This is a genomic window from Sodalis sp. RH16 (assembly GCF_047324245.1).
Lineage (GTDB): Bacteria > Pseudomonadota > Gammaproteobacteria > Enterobacterales > Enterobacteriaceae > Acerihabitans > Acerihabitans ligni.
On the sequence record NZ_CP178737.1, the window covers coordinates 5479617 to 5503184 of the forward strand.

The window sequence follows — 23568 nt, forward strand, 5'->3', positions numbered from 1 at the left end:
TATGACTGAGTCACTGATATTAGCAGGCACGCTGATCCAGGGGATCGGCGATGATGGTCGCCCGATCGCTGTGGAACAGGCCGCGCTTTACCAAAAAGACGGCGTCATCCGTGACATCGGCAAGGCCGATGATTTAACAGCCGCCTATCCGCAGGCCCGGCGTTACGGTTCCATGCAGCACGTCTTGATGCCGGGATTTGTCAACAGCCATCATCATGTGGGTTTAACCCCGTTGCAGCTGGGTTCGCCCGATTATGCGCTGGAATTGTGGTTTGCCAGCCGTATGGGCGCGCGCGAGGTGGATTTGCGGCTGGATACGCTCTATTCCGCTTTTGAGATGATCGCATCCGGCATCACCACGGTACAGCATATCCACGGCTGGCGGCCGGGAACGCTGGAAACGATACACCAGGCGGCCGGCGCGGTGCTTGCCGCCTACCGTGAGATTGGCATGCGCGCCTCCTATAGCTTTGCGGTGCGTGAGCAGAATCTACTGGTCTATGAAGCCGATGAGCAGTTCGTGGCCCGCGTGCCGGCTGAAATCCGCCCGCAGTTGGCCGCCCATCTGAAAAAGCAGCGGCTGCCGCTGGACGATCATCTTAAGCTGTTCCGTATGCTGGCGGCAGATAATCATGGACAGCCGCTCACCCGGATCCAGCTGGCGCCCGCCAACCTGCACTGGTGCGGCGATGAGGCATTACAGGCCATTAAAGCGGAAGCGGATAATGCCGGCGTGCCGATGCATATGCATCTGGTCGAGACCGCCTACCAGCGTGAATATGCGCGCAGGCGTACCGGCGGCACGGCACTGGCGCATTTGCATAAGCTGGGTTTGCTGGGGCCGTCGCTGACCCTCGGACATGGCGTCTGGCTAAATGAAGCGGATATCGAGCTGGCGGCGGCGACCGGCACCTGCGTGTGCCATAACTGCAGCTCCAATCTGCGCCTGCGCAGCGGCGTGGCGCCGCTGAACGCCTTTCGCCGACATGGGCTGACCGTGGGATTGGGGCTGGATGAAGCCGGCATCAACGATGATCGCGATATGCTGCAGGAGATGCGTCTGGCGTTACGCGTACACCGCGTACCCGGCATGGACGACGATGAAGTGCCATCCTGCGGCGAAATCGTGCACATGGCAACGGAAGGCGGCGCCAAAACCACGCCCTTCGCCGGGCGCATTGGCCGTCTGGAGCCGGGTAGACTGGCGGATGCGGTGCTGTTTGACTGGAAAAGTATTACCTGGCCCTATCAGGATGACGATATCCCCCTGCTGGATGTGCTGGTCCACCGTGCGCGCGGCAAGGATATCGAGAGCGTATTTATTGCGGGGGAAGAAATCTGCCATCAGGGTCAATTCACCCGGGTGGATCGCACGGAGGTGCTCAATGAAATCGCGCAAAAACTGGCCGCGCCACGCACCGCCGACGAGCAGGCGCGCCTTGAGCTGGGCAAAGCGGTCTTCGCGCACGTGAAAGACTTTTACCGCGATTACCTGGCGCAGGAAACGCCGCGCGAACCCTTCTACGCGCCGTCGTCCCGGCGTTGATGGGATAGCGCCCCGGAAGCACTGCGGCCCATGACGGCGGGAATCAGGTAGATTCCCGTTCAATCAGTTCAAAACCGATATCTCTCACCGCGTCAATGGACTCTTTTCCCTCGATTTTATCCGCCAGCATAGTCGCGGCATCTATGCCGACACGCCAGCGATCGATTTTCACCGTTGAAATGGAAGGACTATGATGCTGGGAAAAATCCAGGTCGCCAAAACCCATGACGGCTATATCCCTAGGCACTTTTAGCCCCCGATGGTTCGCCTCGATGATGGCGCCCTGGGCGAGCGTATCGGAGCTGCAGATGACGGCATCAATCTCATGCCCGGATTCAAGCAGCTGGCGCAATCCGCTCCGGCCCTTCGACAGAGCGGCCGGCAGCGGAACGGATACTGACGGGATAGCGTCCAGCTTGTTTTCGTGCAATACGTCGAGCACCCCTTTTTTACGCACCGCCGCCCGTTTGTCCTCGGTCCAAATGAGGCCGATGTTTTTATAGCCTTTTTCACACATATACCGGGCTATTTTATTGCCTACCCTTTCATGGGAGAAGCCCACCAGCATATCCAGGGGAGTGGGGGTTAAATCCCATATTTCCACCACCGGCAGCTCGGAAGATAAAAGAATGCGTTTTAACCTCGGCGAATGCTGTATTCCGGTTAATACCACGCCTTCCGGGCGCCGCGAAAGGATCGCCGAGACGATGTCGGCCTCCCGTTCTTCCGTATAGCCGCTTACGCATAACAGCATATGATAGCCGCGTTCCGCCAACCGATCGCTTAAGGCCTGAACGGTATCCACAAACATATTATTATTGATTTGCGGCACTACCACGGCAATCAGCTTACTGCGCCTTGACGCCAGTCCCCCCGCCAGCAGGTTTGGGATATAGCCTGTGGCGGCAATCGCCTCCCTGACCTTTTCCAGCGTAAGGGCGCGCACAAGATGAGGATTATTTAACGCCCGGCTCACCGTCATGGGAGACAGGCCGGCCCTGAGCGCGACATCTTCAAGGGTGGGAGACTTCGCTTTCCCCGCGTTTTTCTGCGTATTTTTAGCCATCATACCGGTCCTTGAGCGACGCTTAAACAGTGTTACCGCGGATAGAGTACCGTAAAAACAGTGCATAACCCAATAACATAGACTTGCCTTCTTAGCCCCCGCCGTGAAGAAAAGGTCACCACCGCCCCGGCCGCGAAAGCGATGGCCATCGTCTCAATTACCCGCGTTTCCGGCGTCCTTGGCACCGGTATCGGCCGGAGCCGCGCATTGTTATAATGATTGCGCAATCATTTACCATATGAATTAATTGTTTATGCCCATGACGGTGTAATATCGGGTGATTTACCCGCCGATTATCCAGAAATATTTTGTGATCAGCCCCGCACATAAACCCGGAAAATATACTGTATTTCTGCGGTTCGCGCTAAAAATGTTAGCGCAATCATTTACTGATAAATTGAATAAGTCCCCCCTATGAGGAGAAATGAATATGACAGCCAGTGCTAACTCTGATGCGGTATCCTACGCCAAGGTATCGCATGTGCGTACCGCCGCTGAAAGCGGGGATCGCATCGTATGGGTCAAAATTTCGTTGGCGTTTTTGCCCCTGGCAACCCCCGTCAGCGATGCCAAGGTACTGACCGGTCGGCAAAAACCCCTCACCGAAGTGGCGATTATTTTTGCCCAGCTTCTCACCCGCGACGGTTTCGAGGGCATTGGCTTTAGTTATTCCAAACGCGCCGGAGGCCAGGGCATCTATGCCCATGCTAAGGAAATCGCCGATAACCTGCTGGGTGAAGACCCTAACGATATCGATAAGATCTACACCAAGCTTTTGTGGGCCGGCGCCTCGGTGGGCCGCAGCGGAATGGCGGTGCAGGCCATTTCGCCTTTTGACATTGCCCTTTGGGATATGAAGGCCAAGCGGGCCGGATTGCCGCTGGCGAAATTATTGGGCGCCCATCGGGACTCGGTCCGGTGCTATAACACCTCCGGCGGCTTCCTGCACACGCCGCTGGATCAGGTGATAAAGAATGTGGCCATATCCAGGGAAAGCGGCATCGGCGGCATTAAAATCAAAGTCGGGCAGCCGGATACCGCCGAGGATCTGAAGCGGTTAACCGCGGTGCGTCAAGAGCTGGGGGATGATTTCCCGCTAATGGTGGATGCGAATCAACAATGGGATCGGGAAACCGCCATGCGTATCGGACGGAAGATGGAGGCCTTCAATCTGGTGTGGATTGAAGAGCCGCTGGATGCCTATGACGTTGAGGGCCACGCCGCGTTAACCACCGCCCTTGATACCCCCATCGCCACCGGAGAAATGCTTACCAGCTTCCGCGAACATGAACAGCTGATCCTGGGGAATGCCAGTGATTTCGTTCAACCCGACGCCCCGCGCGTAGGCGGCATCTCGCCATTCCTGAAAATCATGGACTTGGCCGCCATAAACGGCCGCAAACTGGCGCCGCATTTCGCCATGGAGATCCATTTGCATCTTGCGGCGGCATATCCCATCGAGCCCTGGCTTGAGCATTTCGAGTGGCTGAACCCGTTGTTCAATGAGCAGTTGGAGCTACGCGACGGCCGCATGCTGATTTCCGACCGCCATGGCCTTGGATTTACCTTAAGCGAACAGGCCTTGGCATGGACGGTGCAACAGGCCGAATTCGGTAAGCGTCCTTAATTTACTGCATTTCAAATGCCGATGTGTTTTTTAATACATCGGTTTTTAGGGCATTTTTATTAAAAAATAAAAAAATAACCTTCTAGACTTAACATTATGTCAGAGGCCCTACATGAAAGAAAAACTGGTAAAGAAAACCAACATAAGATATATAACGCTGTTTTTCCTGTTTGCCGCCACCGTATTTAATTATTCCGATCGGGCAACGCTTTCTGTCGTCGCGCCTTTTATGAGTAAAGAATTTAATTTCTCTCCCGAAATGATGGGTGTGGCGTTTTCAGTATTCGGCATTTCATACGTAATAATGCAAATACCCGGCGGCTGGTTATTAGATAGATTCGGCTCAAGGCTGGTTTATGGCTACGCCTTAATAGGCTGGTCCCTGGTCACCATGCTGCAAGGGACGATATATTTATTTTCCGCGCCGCTGATGGCTCTAATCATTTTAAGATTACTCATGGGGGCGATTGAAGCGCCGGCTTTCCCCGCCAATAGCCGCCTGAGCGTTCAATGGTTTCCCAATAATGAGCGTGGCTTCGTCACGGCGATTTACCAGGCGGCACAATATATATCGTTAGCGCTTATAACGCCATTGATGACCTTTATATTAAACATAGGCAACTGGCATCACGTTTTTTATTATATAGGCTTAATTGGCATCATACTGGGCGGATTATGGTTGACGTATGTCCGAGATCCCTTGCGCCACAAAAACGTCAATCAGGCCGAGATTGACTATATCAGGGACGGCGGCGGCGAGCCGGAATTAGGTATTAATACGCAAAAAGGAACCGTGACGCTTGAACAGATAAAAAAAGTCTGCATCAACAGAATGATGATCGGCGTATACATCGGCCAATTTTGTTTGACCTCCATTACCTGGTTCTTTCTGACCTGGTTTCCTACTTATCTTTATCAAGCAAAAGGCATGTCGATACTGAAAGTGGGGATGATAGCCTCTATTCCCGCCGTCGCCGGTTTTATCGGCGGCATTATCGGCGGCGTTTTTTCCGATTACCTGCTCACGAAAGGCTACAGCCTTACGGTGGCAAGGAAAGCCCCTATAATCTGCGGCATGCTATTGTCATGCGCCATTATCACGGCAAATTATACGCAGTCAGATATTCTCGTCGTGGGCGCCATGAGTATCGCTTTCTTCGCAAAAGGATTTGGTAACCTCGGCTGGTGCGTGTTGAGCGACACATCGCCGAAAGAGGTGCTCGGCATCGCCGGCGGCGTATTTAACATGTGCGGCAATCTGGCGGGCATCGTAACACCGCTGATCATCGGGTTTATTTTGTCTTGGACCAAATCCTTTGATATGGCGATTCTTTATGTAGGCTCCATGGGGCTGCTGGGCCTGCTCTCCTATCTGCTGATTGTCGGTAAAATAGAGAGGCAGCACATTTAGTCTCTCTTGGGCATCCGCGCGCGGATGCTAGGCGGTCGTCAGCGGTAATACACGGCGATATGCTGATTATTCAGCCATTCAATGGCTACCGGCGTATCAAAAATGTCCTCCAGGATCGCCGGCGTCATGATGTGCGCCGGCGTCCCCTGATAAATCACCCGGCCTTCCTTCATGGCGATGATGTCATCCGAATAAACCGAGGCGAAATTGATATCATGGATCACCAGGACGATGGTTTTACCCAGCTCATCCGCCGCGCGGCGGAGCTGCTTCATCATCGCCACCGCGTGTTTCATGTCCAGGTTATTAAGCGGTTCGTCCAGCAGGACATATTTCGTATCCTGGCACAGCACCATCGCCACATAGGTCCGCTGGCGCTGCCCGCCGGAGAGCTCATCCAGATAGCGATGCTGCAAATCGGTCAGGTTCAGGAAGTCCATCGCCGCGGCGATGCGTCCGCGATCGTCCTCATTCAGCCGTCCCTTGGTGTAGGGATAACGGCCGAACCCCACCAGATCCGCCACGGTTAAACGGCTGGTAAACTGATTCTCCTGCCGCAATACCGACAGGTATGTCGCCAGCTTATCCCCCGGCGTGGTGGCCACATCCAGGCCATTGACCCTTACCTGTCCGCCATCCGCCGGCAGCAGGCGGCTGATGACCGAAAGCAGGCTTGACTTGCCCGCGCCGTTGGGACCGATTATCGAGGTGATCCCGCCCTCGGCAATGGTCGCCGTAATCCCTTTCAGTACGGCGACATCGCTATAGCGTTTGCTGACATTCCTGATTTCAATCACAGGGTGGCCTTTTTCAATAGCAAATACAGGAACAGGGAACCGCCGAGGAACTCAATGACCACCGACAACGCACCGGACATTTTCAGCAGGTGTTCCAGAATCAATTGGCCGCCCACCAGGGAAATGATGCCGAGCAGGAAGGCGGTGGGCAGCAGAAAACGGTGCTGATGGGATCCGCCGATGAGATAAGCCAGGTTCGCCACCATAAACCCCAGGAAGGTCAGAGGGCCCACCAGCGCGGTGGAAATGGCCACCAGCACCGACACCAGCAGCAGGATCACGGTCACGTTGTGCCGGTAATCAATGCCCAGGCTAACGGCGGTATCACGCCCCAGCGCCAAAACATCAAAGCGAAAACGCATGCGCCAAATGATAGGCGCCGCCGCCAATACCACTGCCGCCGATACCCCCAGCAGCTCCGGCGGCGCACGGGTAAAGGTGGCGAACATCCGCCCCTGCAGGATGGCAAACTCGCCGGGGGTGAGCAGCCGCTGCAACAGAGTGGCAAAACTGCGAAACAGGGTGCCGCAGATAATCCCCACCAGCAGCAACAGATGCAGGTCATTGCCCCGCCCGATAAACAGCCAGCGATACAACAACGCGGAAAACAGCACCAGCAGCAGCGATTCGCAAAGGAATTTCCCGGCGACACCGAGCAAAATGATGCCTGGTGCATCGATAAAAAAAATCATGGCGGTCTGCAGCAGAACGAACAGCGCCTCAAAACCCATAATCGACGGCGTCAGGACTCGATTATGGGTGACCGTCTGGAATAACAGGGTTGAGACGCCGGCGGCAAAGGCCACCAGCAGCATGGTGGCCAGGATCAGGGCGCGATGCACCAGGATATAGTGCAGATTGCCGCCCAGATTTACCGTCATGAACAGCGCCATGACCGCCAGCGACAGGCCCCCCAGCAGTAATAACCGCTGTTTCGGCGATACTTTTCGATTAAGGGAGATGATGACCGGCGATAGCGCCGGCCTGGCTTTATTCTCTGACATGGCGTTTTTGGCTGAGCAGTAACATAAGAAAAACCACGGCGCCGATAACACCCAGGATCACGCTGACCGGAATTTCAAAAGGGTAGCGGATAATCCGCCCGATCATGTCGCAAAACAGTACCAGGCCGCCCCCGAGCAGGCATACCCACGGGACGGTCTTGCGCATATTATCCCCCATCAGCATGCGGACAAGATTGGGAACAATCAATCCCAGGAACGGCAGCGCTCCCACCACTACCACCACCACGCCGCTGACCAGGGCGATAATCGCCAGTCCCATCAGCATAACGCGCCGGTAGTCCAGCCCGACGTTGACGGCGAATGCGCGTCCCATCCCGGCAACCGTAAACCTGTCGGCGACCCAGCAGGCCAGCAGCGTCAGCCCGCCAACCAGCCACAGCAGCTCATAACGGCCTGCCAGCACACCGGAAAAATCCCCGCTTTCCCAGTTGCCCAGCGACTGCATCAGATCGAAATGCAGGGCGGCGAATGTGGTCATGGCGCTGATCACCGCCCCAAACATAATACCCACCAGGGGAACCACCAGCGCCGATTTCAGCACCACCCGCGTCAAAAGCTTCATGAACAGCCAGGTTCCCCCCAGGGCGAACAGGCTCGCCACCGCCATTTTCATCATGATCGACGCCGACGGCATAAGCACCATCATGATCAGCAGGCCCAGGCTGGCCGATTGCGTCGTGCCGGCCATGGAGGGCTCAACGAAACGGTTTTGGGTCAGCAACTGCATGATAAGGCCGGCCACGCTCATGGCGCTGCCGGCCAGCAGCAGGGCCAGCGTGCGCGGGACGCGGCTGATGAAGAAAATGTCTTGCATGATGGGGTCGGACCATACCGCCAGCGGGCCGACCGCCCCTGCTCCTGTAAACAGGCTGGCGGCCACCAGGCACAGCAGCGCCATAAGGCTCAATGCCAGGGGAAGCGGTTTCATGCTTCTATAGCGGTAAAGATGTTCATTTCCTGTCCAACGCCTGGTTCACGGTACTCATCAACTGAGTATAACTTTGCAGGCCGCCGGCGATATACAGGGACGCCGAGTCCAGATAGACCACCTGCCGCTTTTGCCAGGCAGTGGTTTTGGCGATCAGGGGATTATCAAGCACCTGTTGCGCCGACTCCCCGGCCGGGCGGCCGATGGCGCTGTCGCGATCCAGTACGAACAGCCAGTCGGGATTGATGCTGAGCACAAATTCAGAGGTGACGATGTTGCCGTGCTTGCCCGTCTCGGAGAATACCGTGGCCGGTTTGAATCCCAGTTCATCAAAAATGAAGCCGAAACGGGACCCCGGGCCATAAGCCGATATTTTCCCGCCGCTGACCATCAGCACCAGGGCGCTGCCCGCATTGGCCGTTTTTCCCTTGATCAGGGCTATCTGCTGCCTGAAGGCGTCCAACTGCGTTTTAGCTTGCGCTTCTTTGCCGAAAATAGCGGCCAACTGCTCGGTACGTTGGGTAAAACTGGCCAGGAAGTGCTGATCGTCCACATCCAATGCAATAGTGGGCGCAATAGCGCTCAGTTTATCGTAGGCATCATGGGCGCGGCCGCCGGCAATGATCAGATCGGGGTTGGCGTTGCTAAGCGCCTCGTAATCCGGTTCAAACAGCGTGCCGGCATTCAAATAGCCGCCGCCGCTGTATTTGGCCAGAAAGGGCGGCAGATGTGTGCTGGTCTGCGGCACGCCTGCCACCGCAATCCCGAGCGCATCCATGGTATCCAGCGTCTGGGGGTTTAACACGATAACTTTTTTCGGCCGCAGCGGGACTTTTGTCGTGCCCTGCGCATGTTCAATGGACAGCGTTGCAGCCTGTCCGGCGGCAACGGCCTGCTCATAGCCCCCCGCCAGCGCCAGCATTGACGCCAATAGCGTTATTTTTAAAGCCAAACTCAAGCGCATCATAGACTCCTTGATATCCCTTTCATGCATCATGTTATAAACATAATTTTAACATTGAATAATTCTCATTCTTATTAAAATGAGTGTAATCCCATATTTTTTCCATTTAAAGAGTCTTGCTTCACTATTTTGTTCATAACGCCGATTCGCTTGACGATTTGTGTCCAAAGCTGCGCGGGACGGCCATTATTCCCGCGCTGAGATAGTGCTGAGATAGTCTTGATGGCCGGTTCAGGATTTTGCGGGACGATAAATTCGCCAGTAGCCGATAAGCCTGAGGAAATTTTGTTTCACTTCCCTTACCAACTGAGCGTCATCCAGCTCGCCCCGGAACCATTTGGCGGACGGCTCGCCAAAAATAGTCCTGCCCACCGCGAAGCCCTTCACACACGGCGTGTCCGCCGCCGCCGCGAAACCGGCCTTCAAGGTGGCTTCCGGCGCATCCAATCCCAAGATCACCACGCCCCGGCAATGGCTATCATGACGCTGGATAATACGGCTGATATCCTGCCAGCCGGAGGGTGACTGCGGCGGCAGCTTCCACCAGTCCGGCTGGATCCCCAAGGCATAAAAACGCGACAGGATCTGCCCGTAGTATCTTTCATCCCGGTCTGGGTTATCCTCCGGCAGGATCACTTCCAGCAACAGTTCATGGCCGGACAGGCAGCAGGCCTGATACACCTCGGTAATCAACGCCTCCTGTTCAAGGCGCATCACCTCACTGTCCTTGGGATGATAAAACACCAGGCATTTGACCACATGCTCCAGCGGCCAACCCCTGAGCTGCGAGCCGATATCGCCATGTTCCAGGCGCAGCGGCCGCGAGCCCGGCAACTCGATCGGGCGGCCTATCCACCATCCCTGGCCGGTGATATCGTTAAGGGCCGCCTGGCCGAATGTCGTGTCCGCCAGGATACCGCCGTTGTTTTTCAGTCCTGCCTCGGCCGCCGCCGCCCGGGCCCCTTGCAACAACAGGAGTTTCAACCGGGGGATATCGCTCTCGCTCCGCCCGGCGGCTCGGGCCATATCCACCAACTGTTTGCGATGATCAAACGCGAAAACGCACAGCTCGTCCCACTGCTGCTTGCGGGTCGTTACCCGGTGCAGATGATTCAACCGCACATCTTTATCCGGCCGCGGTACCGTTTGCTCGCGCAGCAGGTAGTCGTCCAGTTCAATGCGGGTCGGCATCGCCGGCGCGCAGCCGTGACGCGACACCACCAGCGCGCCGCAGGCATTAGCGTAACGGCAGGCCTTCTCCCAGCCTTCATCGTTCAGATAGCCGCGCAGCAGACCGGACATAAACGCATCCCCCGCCCCCAGCACATTGAGCACGTCCACCCGTACGCCGCTGTAGAGCGCCACCGCGTCCCAACCGGCCGGGATATCCCCTTCAAACACCGAGCATCCCTGCGCGCCCCGCTTGCAGACCAGAGTCGCTTTACTGACCCGGCGAACATTGCCCAGCGCTGTCAGCGTATCGGTGCTGCCGCCGGCAATATGGAATTCCTCTTCGGTACCGACAATCAGATCAAAATGATGCAGCACGTCCTGGAGCTCGCGGGTGACGCGTTCAGAAGAGATAAAGCGGGTCTCGCCGTCTCCCAGAGCGGTCAGGCCCCACAGCACCGGCCTGTAGTCGATATCCAGCGCCCGGCGCAAACCGTGGCGCTCTGCTAACGTCAGCGCCTTAAGCACCGCGGCGCGGGTATTCGGGTGTGAAAGATGGGTACCGGTTATGGCCACCGCCCGGCTGGAGGCAATATAGTCCTCGTCGATATCTCCGGGACTCAGCGCCATATCCGCGCAATTCTCGCGATAGAAAATCAGCGGGAACGTTTCCTGATCTTTTACCCCAAGGATAACCAGCGCCGTAAGCCGCTCTTTGTCGGTAATGAGATAACGGGTGTCCACTCCGACGCGCTGTAGCTCCTCCCGCAGGAAACGGCCCATATGCTCGTCCCCCACCCGCGCCAGCATGCCGGACTTCAGGCCCTGTACCGCCGTACCGTAGGCGACATTGCCCGACGAACCGCCAAGATATTTCGCAAACGTGGCCATATCCTCCAGCCGGGCGCCGATTTGTTGTCCGTACAAATCAAGCGCGATGCGCCCGATGCATATGACATCAAGCGTTTTGTGCTGCTGCGCCGTACTCATAATGATCAATCCCCTCGTCAATAAAAAGCCTGTGGACATTATGAGGAGTAAAAATTTCATTTTCAATCACATTAAAACGAATATCCCTTATAAAAAACCTTAGATTGGAAGGGTTTCTCCAGCAATTTGGAGCATAATTTGCTGGCATCACCCATTGCCCTAACCGGCGCTGCGCCGGTTATCCGTTACGATAAAAATATTTAATATATTGATATAAATAAATTTTATTTGAATACCCCCTCCGTTATGTTGGGATCAATTCTCATATAAACACGCAAAGAAATATAAGTTTCATTTTCTTGATTCATATCTCATAAATGAAATTTATATTCTAAAATTGATTTATCTAAAACCCTGCAACCCTATAATGCCGTCAGGGCCGTTGAGCAAGATAGCGCCTAGTAAATGAAGAGAGATTTATCAAATGATGGAGTGTATGGATATGTCTACAGTAAAAACACTGCAGTATCTGGTTGACGGCCGTTGGCTCGATTCCAAAACCACCCGCTTTATGGACGTGCGTAATCCCAGCACCGGCGAAATTATCGCCAAAGCGCCCTGTTGTACGGAAAATGAAGTCAAAACCGCCATCGCCGCCGCCCGCAAAGCGTTCCCGGCCTGGTCAAATACCCCGGCCATCAAACGGGCGCAGATCATGTTCCAGTTACGCGAGCTGCTGATTAAACATGAGGAACGCCTGACGGAACTGGTCGCCAGGGAAAACGGCAAAGCCTGGGGCGATGCCCAGGGCGATGTACTGAAAGCCAAGGAGGGTACGGAGCTGGCCTGCTCTATTCCGACATTATTGGCCGGTGAAAGCCTCATGGATGCCTCGGTGGGTATTGATACCACCCTGTACCGTGAACCCATTGGGGTGTTCGCCGGTATCGTGCCGTTCAATTTTCCCGCCATGATCCCCATGGGATGGATGGCCCCGCTGTGTATCGCCTCCGGCAATACCATTGTGATTAAAGCGGCCAGCATGACGCCGATGACCTGTGTGGAAATCGCCAAACTCTACCAGGAAGCCGGCGTACCCGACGGGGTCATTAATATTGTGACCTGTTCGCGCAACGAAGCCGATCTGTTCCTGACCCATCCGGATGTCAACGGCGTCTCCTTTGTCGGCTCCACCTCAGTGGGACTGCATGTCTATTCCAAAGCGGCGGCGCACGGTAAACGCGTCCAGGCGCTGTGTGAAGCCAAAAATCATGCGCTGGTGCTGGCGGACGCCCCTATTGCCCGTACCGCGGCAGGCATTATCAACGCCGCCTTTGGCTGTGCGGGAGAACGCTGCATGGCATTGCCGGTGGTGGTGGTGCAGGAAGAAATCGCCGATCGGCTGATTGCGGCGGTTTTGGAAAAAGCGCAGGCGCTGAAGGTGGGACCGGGTTACCGCAAAGAGACGGATATGGGGCCGGTTATCTCGGCTGAACATAAAAAGTCGGTGGAAAACTGGATAACCAAAGGAATCGAAGAAGGCGCCAAGCTGGTGCTGGACGGCCGTGGCTTTCAGGTCGAAGGATTTGAAAACGGCTATTATGTCGGCCCGACGCTGTTTGATCGGGTAACTGAAGAGATGACCATCGGCACCGAGGAAGTGTTCGGTCCGGTGCTATGCTTCAAGCGAGTAAAAAATTTCGAAGTAGGGCTGCAAGTGATGAACCGCAATCCGCTGGCCAACGGTTCGGTTATCTTTACCCAGAACGGCCACTATGCCCGGGAATTCCAGAAACGGACCCACGGCGGCATGGTGGGCATTAATGTGGGCATTCCGGTACCGGTGGGCGTGTTCCCCTTCTCCGGCCATAAAAACTCCTTCTTTGGCGATCTGCACTGTCTGGGCAAAGACGGCGTACGTTTTTATACCGAAACCAAGTGTGTTACCAGCCGCTGGTTCGATGAGGAGGAGCGTAAACGCGAAAAAGTGGATTCCTGGGATGGGACGATTTAACGACAATTATTGATATTGGGTTCAGCCTTACGGGGCGGTCGCCCGACCGCCCCGTTTGCGTTAATTTACCAAAAACATAAATGCTTCTTCTCCATAATAGCTTTGCTGATAGAGTATTCTGACATCCTCCACATCGGGATGGCCCGGATTGGTTAAGGTACAAGGATCAGCCAGGGCGTTTTTGCTCATTCTTTCCAGCACAGCATTGAACTTTCTCTCTTCGATAGCCGTTTCCCGGCATTCTTTCAAGGTGGAGGGAATATTCAACCGCCGATTGAGATCTCTAATCACATCAATCAAATCATTGATTCTCAGCGTTTTTTCCAACTGACGGTATTTATCGGTGGAAAGGCGATTATATTGGATGATATAGGGCAGCATAATGGCATTGGCCAGACCGTGGGTAATGCCGAACTCACCGCCGATTTTATGCGCCATGGAATGCACCAGGCCCAGCGAGGCATTGGTAAAGGCTATACCGGCCAGGGCGGAGGCGTTATGCATATTGAAACGGGCAGTCATGTTTTCCGGCTGCAGATAAGCGGTTTCCAGATTTTCAAACACCAACCGGATTGCCTCGACGGCATAGGGGTCGGTAAATGAGGTCGCCGCGGTGGAAACATAGGCTTCCAGCGCATGGGTCAATACATCCATGCCAGTGTGAACGGTAACGTCCGGCGGCATTTTCGCTGGAATAAGCGGGTCGAGAATCGCTATATCCGGCACCATATCCGCAGCGACGATGGGATATTTGATATGGTTTCGGCTATCGGTGATCACGGAAAAAGCGGTGATTTCAGACGCGCTGCCGCTGGTGGAGGGAATGGCAACAAAGCGGGCTTTCGTGCGCAGGGGCGGCATGGCGCCAACGGGGATGATGTCCTCGAAACTCAAGTGCGGATGCTCATAAAAACACCACATGACTTTGGCCGCATCCAGCGCCGATCCGCCTCCGATAGCCACGATCCAGTCCGGTTGAAAGTCCAGCATCGCTTTCGCGCCTCTGCGGACGGTTTCAATCGAGGGATTCGGCTCCACGTTATCTATAATGATGCAGTCAAATTTTGCTTGTTTTAGCAAATCCTCGGCGCGCTGCAAAAAGCCCAGGCGTTTCATCGAACTGCCGCCGGTCACCAGGGCGGCTTTTTTACCGGTTAATTGCGATAAATGATCTAACGCGTTTTCCCCATAGATAATATTGCGGGGCAGAGAAAAAGTTGAAATTGTCATAGTCAGGTCCTTGAGTATGTGAATAAAGAAAGCATCATCCAACCCACCCCGCCTGCCCGATTCCATCGTTGATAATAGGAAGCCATGCTTAAGGGGGGCATCGCCGGGAGATATTTCGTTTCCCATATTAGAACATTCATTTCAAAAAAATTAATAACGAAATTCTAATTATTAGATCCGCCGCATAAAAATCCGGCGGGTAATACCCGATGGCGCGGCGTTACCCGGCGTAAACCGCTTTACCCATCACCGGCGGCCGGTCTTGCTGTTTCTTCCGCGCCCCCACGTCGCTTCGTCCAAGGAAATGTGCGAGGCATCCCATTAAATTAAAATTTCAAAACAATACATTTGAAATGTTTATTCCGTAAATGTATGGTGGTAAAAATTGTACAATGCGTACCACTTCCCCTCCTTGCCTTAACCGGGACGCAGAATTGTCAGGTCAACGCATCGGGACGCTGAAGTGGATTCGGACAGGAGGACTGTGTGACCACATTATTATCCAAGTACCATACCGGGGATGCCAGCGGACGTATTCAGCACATCACTCCGGCAAATGCCGGCTGGCGTTATGTTGGTTTTGACGCCTATCAGCTCAAAAAAGGACAGACGCTGGAGCTTGACAGCGGCGGCCAGGAGCTTTGCCTGGTGCTGGTGGCCGGTTTGGCCGCCATCACCACCCGCCATGCCGATTTCGGCCCTATCGGCAAACGCATGAGTCCCTTTGAGCGCACACCGCCTTTTTCGGTTTACGTTCCTCATCACGATCAGGCGCATATCGCCGCATTAACCGATCTGGAACTCGCGGTGTGCCGCGCGCCCGGCAGCGGCAATTTACCGGCGCGGCTTATCGCACCGGGGGATGTCGGGGTTGAACAACGAGGCAAGGGACGCAACAAGCGGCTGGTGCATAATATTCTGCCGGAAAACGCCCCGGCCGATAGCCTGCTGGTGGTGGAGGTATTTACCGCGGAAGGGGATACCAGCTCCTACCCCAGCCATAAGCATGATACGGAAAACTCGGCCCATGAAACCTATCTGGAAGAGACCTATTATCATCGTCTCGATCCGTCCCGGGGGTTTTGCCTGCAACGGGTTTACACCGACGATCGCTCCCTTGACGAATGTATGCCGGTGTATGACCGGGATGTGGTAAAGGTCCCGCGCGGCTACCACCCGGTGGCCACCCTGGCGGGTTATGACGATTATTATCTCAATGTGATGGCCGGTCCCGTACGGAGATGGCAGTTTACCTGGGAAAAGGACCACGCCTGGATCAACTCGGCGGAATACCCGAAGGCGCCTTTAGCGCCATCCGAGTAAAACGGGTTTTCGGTCGACTCAAGCGCCCCTGCGGGGGCGCTCAGACTGCTGACAAACCTACTCGGGGCAATAAAGCGGGACGTTGTCCACCGGGCCGTCAGCCTGCTTTTTGCCTGTCGCCGGACAAGTGGCTGGCATTTTGCATCGCCAGGGACAGCATCAGCGTCTGGGACAAACACATGGAAGACACCTGGGAACGAAAGCCGTCCACTTGCGCCTCACGCACCACAAAGCAGACTTCGCTGAATGCGGCGAGCGGACTCACCAGGCTATCGGTAATGGCAATTTGCTTGGCGCCGCTTCTGGCGCCCATCGAGACCAGTTCCACCACTTCCTGAGCATACGGCGAATAGCTGATGGCAATCACCACGTCATCGGATTGCACCATGCTCAGTTGCTCGGCAAACATACCGCCCAGCCCGTCGATAAGAAAAGCGCGGCGTTCCAGATGGCGCAAGGCGTAAGTCAAATAAGCGGCGATACTGAAGGAGCGGCGCAGCCCGATGACATAGATATTGTTGGCATCCGCCAGCAGCTTCACCGCATGGGCCAAATCCTCTTCTTTGATCTGCCCCGGCAGTTGCTGAAGCGCCAGGCTGTTGACCATGCTGAACATGCTCAGTATTTCCATCGGCGTTTCCGGCGCATTGGCCTCTTTGCCGGCGGTCTGGCGAAATAACCGGGCGCGTTCGGTATAGCTGCCGGTATCTTCCATCATGAATTGACGAAATACCTGTTTCATTTCATTGAAACCATCAAAACCGAACGCATTGGCAAATCGGATCAGCGTTGAAGGAGGAACGTTGGCTTTTGCAGCGATAGAGGCAACGGTGTCAAAAGGGATACTGGTACTATTATCCAGCATATAGCGCGCCACCTGCTTCAATCGCTTACTGAGCGTATCGTAGCGGTTGCGTATGTCATCCTGTAGTGCCGAGAGCTGTGAAGAAGAAGTTGTCATGAAAACTACACACCGTCAATGTCAGCGAAAGCGCTAGCCTCGATTATTACGATTGAAAATTTCAAATCAACCTATTATTGAAAATATCTCGTCATTTTATTAAGTGCATCATGCTTGCGTTCCACAAAACCCCGGGGAGATGAGTATCTCCGCCATGGGCGGTCTCCAGGCGGCCCAGAGGCATTCGCCGCAGATCCTGCCGATGCCCCGCTTCTTTTATGGACCGGCCCGCAGCCTGCCAACCAGTGGGTTTAAAAGACATTGTTTGACTGGAAACGTCGGACCATTATCAGAATTTAAATTTCATTTTCCATGACAACAGAAAATAATTAAATATTTAACATAAAAGTAACAAAATCTCATTCTATTCCCCTATATCCATTTATAATATTGATTATAAACGATAATTATTAAATGGAATTAAAAATTTCATAGTATGCCAATATAGATTAAAAAATATTTATTTTGTTTATTTTCAATATATTAACTACATTATCCTTCAAAAAATGTTACTGGAAGCGCCTTTTCATAAAATGAAGGCAACATTTCCAATGTTTGATATTTCTCTCATAAATGAAATTAAAATTTTGTTTTTGGTTTTTTTAGATATGGAAATACCTATAATCGTTCCAGGTCTTCATCACCCTAGTCACCACATCATAACCCTTGTCTTTCACGGATCCTGTTACGACCGGCGGTTATCCCGGCCGGTGGGATCTCCCGCAGGCCAGGGATAATGGAAGGAAAACATGAATAGAATCAGATTGACCGTGGCACAGGCGCTGGTACGTTTTTTAGATAATCAGTATGTGGACGTTGATGGCGTCGAAACGAAATTCATCAAAGGAATTTTTGCCATCTTCGGCCATGGCAACGTCCTGGGGCTCGGGCAGGCCTTGGAGCAGGATTGCGGACAACTGCATATCCATCAGGGCCGAAATGAGCAAGGCATGGCCCATGCGGCCATCGGCTATGCCAAACAATCCTTGCGCCGGCAGATATATGCTTGTACCTCTTCCGTCGGTCCCGGCGCCGCCAACATGATTACGGCGGCGGCCACCGCCACCGCCAATCGTATTCCCCTGCTGCTGCTGCCCGGCGATGTCTACGCCACCCGCCAGCCCGATCCGGTACTGCAGCAAATCGAACAGTCCCATGACCTCAGTATCAGCACCAACGATGCTTTTCGCACCGTAAGCAAATATTGGGATCGGATTTCCCGCCCTGAACAATTGATGAGCGCCTGTATCAATGCCTTGCGTGTGCTGACCGACCCGGCGGAAACCGGCGCCGTCACCCTGTCCCTGCCGCAGGATGTCCAGGGCGAGGCGTATGATTATCCGGATTATTTCTTTCAGAAACGCGTGCATCGCATCGAGCGCCGGCCCGCCACGGCAGACATGTTGGACAAGGCGGTGGAATTGTTGTTACGTAAAAGCAAACCCCTGCTGATTTGCGGCGGCGGCGCTAAATATTCAGATGCCGGGCAGGCGCTGAGGGATTTTGCCGAACGTTACCGCATCCCCTTTGCCGAAACCCAGGCCGGGAAAGGCACATTGCTTTCCGACCACCCGCTGAATGTCGGCGGCATCGGCGAAACGGGGGCCCTGTCCGCCAATCTGCTGGCCAAGGAAGCGGATTTGATTATCGGTGTTGGTACGCGTTATACCGATTTCACCACCTCATCCAAATGGATTTTCCAGAATTCGGCGGTCTCGTTCCTGAATTTGAATATTAACCGTTTCGACGCCTTCAAGCTCGACGGCTGCCAGGTCACCGCGGACGCACGCGAGGCGCTGCGGGCCCTCAATCAATGCCTGGCGTCGCAAGAGTGGCATGGGGACTGGGGGAACCGTATAAAGGAGGTACGCGACCAATTGCAGACGGAACGGGAACGCGTTTATGCCATTAACTATACCGGCGATGATTTTGTGCCCGAAATCGAGGATAGCCTGGACCGCAAGTCCGTCTTTGCCGAATTCAACAAAGTTACCGGTTCGTGGCTTACCCAAAGCCGCGTCCTGGGTATTCTCAATGAAACTCTCCCGGAGAACGCGGTGATCGTCGCCGCTTCAGGCAGTCTGCCAGGGGATTTGCAGCGGATCTGGCGTACGACATCCATCCAGAGCTATCACGTTGAGTACGGCTACTCGTGCATGGGCTATGAAGTCAACGCGGCGCTTGGGGTCAAAATGGCCGAGCCGGAACGGGAGGTGTACGCGCTGGCAGGCGACGGGGCCTTCATGATGTCCCATTCCGAACTGGTTTCCTCCCTACAGGAAGGCTGTAAAATCAATGTGATTCTGTTCGACAACATGACCAACGGGTGCATTAACAACTTGCAGTTGGGACACGGTATGCACAGCTTTTTCACCGAATTCCGCTTTCGGGGGACATCGCCGGCCCGGCTTGACGGCGCCTTTGTACCGGTGGATTTTGCCAAAATCGCCGAGGGCTACGGCTGCAAAAGTTACCGGGTCTCCACGGTGGAGGAGTTACGGGATGCGCTGGAAAATGCCAAGCGGCAGACCGTCTCGACGCTGATTGATATTAAAGTGCTGCCAAAAACCATGATCCACGGTTATTTCAGCTGGTGGCGGGTCGGCGGCGCGCAGGTCTCCGCCAGCGCTGATATACAGGCCGTGGCCCGCATGCTGGAAGAGAATATCGGCAAGGCCCGTCAGTACTGAACCATCGGGCCGCAGCATCGGCGGTTAGATACCCTAAACCGCCGATGCTGCGGCCCCGGTCAGTGCCTACCATCAATGCTCAGAACCGGCGCTGGCTGTGCCGGCGTAATCAACGCACGTTTTTTAATCAGCAAAAACCTGTTTCCGCTTTATCTCCCTCGGTGCCTTCCCACCGCCCTTTCCTACCCTGCGACCTCACGGACATCGTGCTCAGATGATGACTATATAAAACAATTATTTCATATTTTTAATTTTTAAAAAATTTAAGTTTTAAAAAAAATAGCTAAAAAAATGCATCGCATTGATTGCTCATCAATATCCTTTACCTTTTCTCCCCCTGTTCTCCTTGCCAGCCAGAATATCCTGATAGGATTACACTATTTTTTATCCATTTTATTAATTAAAAATCATATAGTTATATTAAATTATCATGTTTCTTCAACTAGGATAGCCAGGGTCCCATCAGGGGCTGAAGTAAAAAATAACCTTCAATGTATGATCTTCATCTCAGAACAGAACGTTTTTTCTGCATTAATATAATATGAAATATATATTTTCATATAAGTGAAATAAACATATTACGAGGAGAAAAAACATGACGCTGAAATTAGGGGTGATCGGTACCGGGGCCATTGGCCAGGAACATATCCGCCGTTGTAGCCAGGTATTGCAAGGGGCAACGGTCGTTGCCGTTACCGATATCGACCTTAAAAGCGCCTCCCAGACCGTAGATAGGTTCGGCCTGGATGCCGTAGTGCTGCCGGACGGCAAGGAGGTGATTAATGCCGCCAATGTGGACGCGCTGATTATCACGTCCTGGGACCCCACCCACGAAGCATTTGTTTTGCAGGCCATCGCCGCCGGCAAGCCGGTGTTTTGTGAAAAACCGCTGGCCGTCACCGCCGCCGGCTGCAAACGCATCGTCGATGCCGAAATTGCTTATGGCCGACGTTTGGTACAGGTCGGATTCATGCGTCCTTACGATCAGGGATACAGGGCGCTGAAAAAAGTGATCGACAGCGGCGAAATCGGCCGGCCGCTAATGCTTCATTGCGCTCACCGCAACCAGAAAGTGGATGAAAATTATACCACCGACATGGCCATCACCAATACCATGATCCATGAATTGGGCGTGCTGCGCTGGCTGCTGGACGATGATTATGTTTCAGCGCAGGTGATTTTCCCAAGGGCCTCCGCTCATACTCATGCCAAATTGCGCGACCCGCAGATCGTTTTGCTGGAAACCGTCAAGGGCGCCCGGATAGATGTAGAGATTTTCGTTAACTGTCAATACGGCTATGACATACAAACCCAGGTGGTGGGCGAGGAAGGCATCGCCAGCCTGCCGGAACCCTCCAGTATCTTGTTGCGCAGCAAGGCCAAGCTTTCCCATACCATTCTCACCGACTGGAAGGATCGTTTTATTGATGCTTATGACGTCGAGCTGCAGGACTTCATTAACGGTGTGACAAAATCGGAACTGACCGGCCCTTCCGCCTGGGACGGCTATGCAGCCTCAGTAGCCGCGGACGCCTGCATAGCGGCGCAAAAAACGCCTGGCGTGGTACAGATATCGCTGCCGCCCCGTCCGGCATTTTACCCACATTAAATCTCAATGCCCTTTTATTAAGCGCAGCGGGCAGCCGCGCTGGACAATCATTCTATTATCGTTCAATTCAAGGTGCCATTATCATGGATAAAAACAAAGTCAAACTCGCCATCGCCCCCATCGGCTGGACCAATGACGACATGCCCGATTTAGGCAAGGAAAATACCTTTCAGCAGACAGTGAGTGAAATGGCGCTGGCCGGTTTTATCGGCAGCGAAGTGGGCAGTAAATATCCCCGCGATCCTAAAATCCTTAAACCGATGCTGGATATCCGGGGTATTCAGATTTGCAACGCCTGGTTCAGCACTTTTTTTGCCGACGGACTTAAAGCCAAAACCATCGATGAATTTATCACCCACCGCGATTTTCTGCATGCCATGGGGGCGAAAGTCATCGGCTGTTCCGAGCAATCGCGCAGTACCCAGGGGACGCCAAAACCGGTACTGGAGGGACGTCCCGACTTTACCGACAGGGAGTGGAGTTTGGTGGCTAGCGGCTATAACGAGTTGGCGGATCTCGCCGCTGAAAAGGGGATGACCGTCGGCCTGCACCACCATATGGGCACCGGCATCCAGACCGCCGAGGAAATAGACCATTTTCTGGATCTGGTGGATGACGATGTTTACCTGCTCTATGACACCGGCCATGCCTACTACTCGGAAGGTTCGCAGGAAGCGATGCTTCGCATCCTGGAAAAGCATCTGCCGCGCATCAATCACGTTCATCTGAAAGATGTGCGGGATAAGGTCGTGGCCGAGGTTCGCGCCCATAAGCTCAGTTTTCTGGACGGCGTAAAGAAAGGCACCTTTACCGTGCCGGGCGACGGGGTGATTGATTTCAAGCCGGTATTCAGGCTGCTGGATGATTTTGGGTATAAAGGTTGGCTGGTGGTGGAAGCGGAACAAGACCCTGCCAAAGCCAATCCTTTTGAATATGCGGTTAAAGCCAGGCGATACATTCGCGAGGTCGCGGGCATTTAACGCCGGTCATCCTTGCATAATGGTTAAATACTTTCCGCCAGGCTTTTTTGCCCCGCGGTTATCGGTTGCCCCCTATGACGCATTTGATGGGCAAAATAAAAGTACGGAGAATCATTCATGAAAGAAGTCAGAATTGGATTAGTGGGTACGGGTTATATTGGCCGTTGCCATGCAATTGCCTATGCCCAGGCCCCCACTGTTTTTCCGTTAAAAGGAATAATAGTCAAAGAAATGCTGGCGGAAATAAATGAAGACCTGGCGGAAAAAAAAGCAAAGGACTTTGGCTTCACGCGTTTTACAGCTGACTGGCATCAGTTGGTAAGCGATCCGCGCATTGATGTCGTTGATATTTGTGTGCCCAACTTTCTTCATAAAGAAGTCGCTATTGAAGCCATCAAGCATGGCAAACATGTCTATAGCGAAAAGCCTTTGGCACTGACTGCGGCCGACGCCGCTGAGATGGTTGCAGCCGCCAAAAAAGCCAACGTCAAGACGCTGGTGGGTTTTAATTATATGAAAAACCCGGCGGCACAGCTCGCCAGGCAGATCATAGAAAATGGTGAAATTGGCGAAATAGTGCATTTTTACGGGACGCATAACGAGGATTATTTAGCCAGCCCGCAGACGCCCATTGATTGGCATTGCAAGAGAGCATTAGCCGGCCTGGGCGCTCTGGGGGATCTTGCGGCGCACATTGTTAATATGGCTCATTACCTTATCGGCAATATCCGTGAGGTTGCCGGCGATATGCAAACTGTTATCGCTGAACGCCCCGATCCTCAAGCTCCGTCTAAACGGGCCAAAGTGGAAAATGAGGACCAAGCGAGCGCGTTAATCCGTTTTGAGTCCGGTGTCATGGGCGTGATTGAAACATCACGGATCGCCAGCGGTTGCAAGATGGGATTAACGTATGTGGTCACCGGAACGAAGGGATCGATTACCTATACGCAGGAGAGAATGGCTGAATTAAAACTATATCGGCATGATGAGCCCGTGGAAAGGCAGGGTTTCAAAACAATCTTGGTCGGACCTTCACATCCTGACTATGCCCCTTTCTGTGTCTCTGCCGGGCATGGATTTGGTTTTAACGATCAGAAGACGATCGAAATCAGGGATTTGATTAATGGTATAGCAGCCGGCGATAAATTGTGGCCCGACTTTGAAGAAGGCTTGCGGGTTTCAAAAGTGCTGGAAGCTATTGCCCAGTCAGCGCAGGAACGCCGGTGGGTCCAGCTATAGAATTCGATAATGGCGAAGGGGCAAGGGTGAGAAATCAAACCAGTGGTACCACCGGAAT

At 53.8% G+C, this 23568-nt stretch carries 17 protein-coding genes; 9 read left to right on the forward strand and 8 right to left on the reverse strand.

What is annotated here, in order from left to right; genetic code table 11:
* Position 1: 1 nt before the first annotated feature.
* Positions 2–1546, forward strand: coding sequence for an amidohydrolase family protein (locus tag ACL2XJ_RS25190; RefSeq protein WP_413724920.1), 1545 nt, complete (start codon positions 2–4; stop codon positions 1544–1546).
* Positions 1547–1589: 43 nt separating this feature from the next.
* Here the strand turns inward: ACL2XJ_RS25190 and ACL2XJ_RS25195 are convergent, their stop codons facing one another.
* Positions 1590–2612: a LacI family DNA-binding transcriptional regulator gene (locus tag ACL2XJ_RS25195; protein WP_413726967.1), complete on the reverse strand. Its 1023-nt coding sequence runs from the start codon at positions 2610–2612 to the stop codon at positions 1590–1592.
* 430 nt (positions 2613–3042) lie between these two features.
* On the opposite strand from ACL2XJ_RS25195, the gene ACL2XJ_RS25200 reads away from it, so the two are divergent.
* Together ACL2XJ_RS25200 and ACL2XJ_RS25205 are read left to right on the forward strand one after the other, a co-directional pair.
* Positions 3043–4239, forward strand: a complete 1197-nt coding sequence (locus tag ACL2XJ_RS25200; RefSeq protein ID WP_413724921.1) for an L-talarate/galactarate dehydratase — start codon at positions 3043–3045, stop codon at positions 4237–4239.
* Positions 4240–4351: 112 nt separating this feature from the next.
* Positions 4352–5650 (forward strand): MFS transporter, encoded by a 1299-nt coding sequence (locus ACL2XJ_RS25205; protein WP_413724922.1) that lies wholly within the window; start codon positions 4352–4354, stop codon positions 5648–5650.
* A 38-nt stretch (positions 5651–5688) separates the two neighbouring features.
* Here the strand turns inward: ACL2XJ_RS25205 and ACL2XJ_RS25210 are convergent, their stop codons facing one another.
* The 5 genes from ACL2XJ_RS25210 to ACL2XJ_RS25230 form a co-directional block, all read right to left on the reverse strand.
* Entirely contained in the window at positions 5689–6447 is a 759-nt protein-coding gene (locus ACL2XJ_RS25210) for an ABC transporter ATP-binding protein (RefSeq protein ID WP_413724923.1), read from the reverse strand.
* Positions 6444–7340, reverse strand: a complete 897-nt coding sequence (locus tag ACL2XJ_RS25215) for an iron chelate uptake ABC transporter family permease subunit (RefSeq protein ID WP_413726968.1) — start codon at positions 7338–7340, stop codon at positions 6444–6446. The genes ACL2XJ_RS25210 and ACL2XJ_RS25215 overlap by 4 nt, the downstream gene beginning before the upstream one ends.
* 97 nt (positions 7341–7437) lie before the next feature.
* Positions 7438–8400 carry an ABC transporter permease gene (locus ACL2XJ_RS25220; RefSeq protein WP_132921109.1) on the reverse strand — a complete coding sequence of 321 codons (963 nt, stop codon included), beginning with the start codon at positions 8398–8400 and terminating at the stop codon, positions 7438–7440.
* A gap of 22 nt (positions 8401–8422) precedes the next feature.
* Complete coding sequence (locus ACL2XJ_RS25225) at positions 8423–9364, reverse strand: siderophore ABC transporter substrate-binding protein (protein ID WP_413726969.1); 942 nt, start codon at positions 9362–9364, stop codon at positions 8423–8425.
* 231 nt (positions 9365–9595) lie between these two features.
* Complete coding sequence (locus ACL2XJ_RS25230; protein WP_132927697.1) at positions 9596–11524, reverse strand: bifunctional 5-dehydro-2-deoxygluconokinase/5-dehydro-2-deoxyphosphogluconate aldolase; 1929 nt, start codon at positions 11522–11524, stop codon at positions 9596–9598.
* Positions 11525–11966: 442 nt separating this feature from the next.
* Between ACL2XJ_RS25230 and ACL2XJ_RS25235 the strand changes: the two genes are divergently transcribed.
* Positions 11967–13478, forward strand: coding sequence for a CoA-acylating methylmalonate-semialdehyde dehydrogenase (locus tag ACL2XJ_RS25235; protein WP_413724924.1), 1512 nt, complete (start codon positions 11967–11969; stop codon positions 13476–13478).
* A gap of 60 nt (positions 13479–13538) precedes the next feature.
* Here the strand turns inward: ACL2XJ_RS25235 and ACL2XJ_RS25240 are convergent, their stop codons facing one another.
* Positions 13539–14708, reverse strand: coding sequence for an iron-containing alcohol dehydrogenase (locus ACL2XJ_RS25240; RefSeq protein ID WP_132927695.1), 1170 nt, complete (start codon positions 14706–14708; stop codon positions 13539–13541).
* A 486-nt stretch (positions 14709–15194) separates the two neighbouring features.
* Here ACL2XJ_RS25240 and iolB point away from each other — a divergent pair, with 486 nt between their 5' ends.
* A complete protein-coding gene (iolB, locus tag ACL2XJ_RS25245; protein WP_132927694.1) occupies positions 15195–16031 on the forward strand; it encodes a 5-deoxy-glucuronate isomerase in 837 nt (278 codons plus the stop codon).
* A 97-nt stretch (positions 16032–16128) separates the two neighbouring features.
* Here iolB and ACL2XJ_RS25250 read toward each other — a convergent pair whose 3' ends face one another.
* Positions 16129–16992, reverse strand: a complete 864-nt coding sequence (locus ACL2XJ_RS25250; RefSeq protein ID WP_413724925.1) for a MurR/RpiR family transcriptional regulator — start codon at positions 16990–16992, stop codon at positions 16129–16131.
* A gap of 749 nt (positions 16993–17741) precedes the next feature.
* Between ACL2XJ_RS25250 and iolD the strand changes: the two genes are divergently transcribed.
* The 4 genes from iolD (at position 17742) to ACL2XJ_RS25270 (ending at position 23510) form a co-directional block, all read left to right on the forward strand.
* Positions 17742–19682, forward strand: a complete 1941-nt coding sequence (iolD, locus tag ACL2XJ_RS25255) for a 3D-(3,5/4)-trihydroxycyclohexane-1,2-dione acylhydrolase (decyclizing) (protein WP_413724926.1) — start codon at positions 17742–17744, stop codon at positions 19680–19682.
* A 595-nt stretch (positions 19683–20277) separates the two neighbouring features.
* Positions 20278–21291, forward strand: coding sequence for a Gfo/Idh/MocA family protein (locus ACL2XJ_RS25260; protein ID WP_413724927.1), 1014 nt, complete (start codon positions 20278–20280; stop codon positions 21289–21291).
* Positions 21292–21374: 83 nt separating this feature from the next.
* Positions 21375–22271, forward strand: a complete 897-nt coding sequence (gene iolE / locus ACL2XJ_RS25265; RefSeq protein WP_132927690.1) for a myo-inosose-2 dehydratase — start codon at positions 21375–21377, stop codon at positions 22269–22271.
* Between the two features lie 117 nt (positions 22272–22388).
* Entirely contained in the window at positions 22389–23510 is a 1122-nt protein-coding gene (locus ACL2XJ_RS25270) for a Gfo/Idh/MocA family protein (RefSeq protein ID WP_413724928.1), read from the forward strand.
* The last annotated feature ends 58 nt before the right edge of the window (positions 23511–23568 follow it).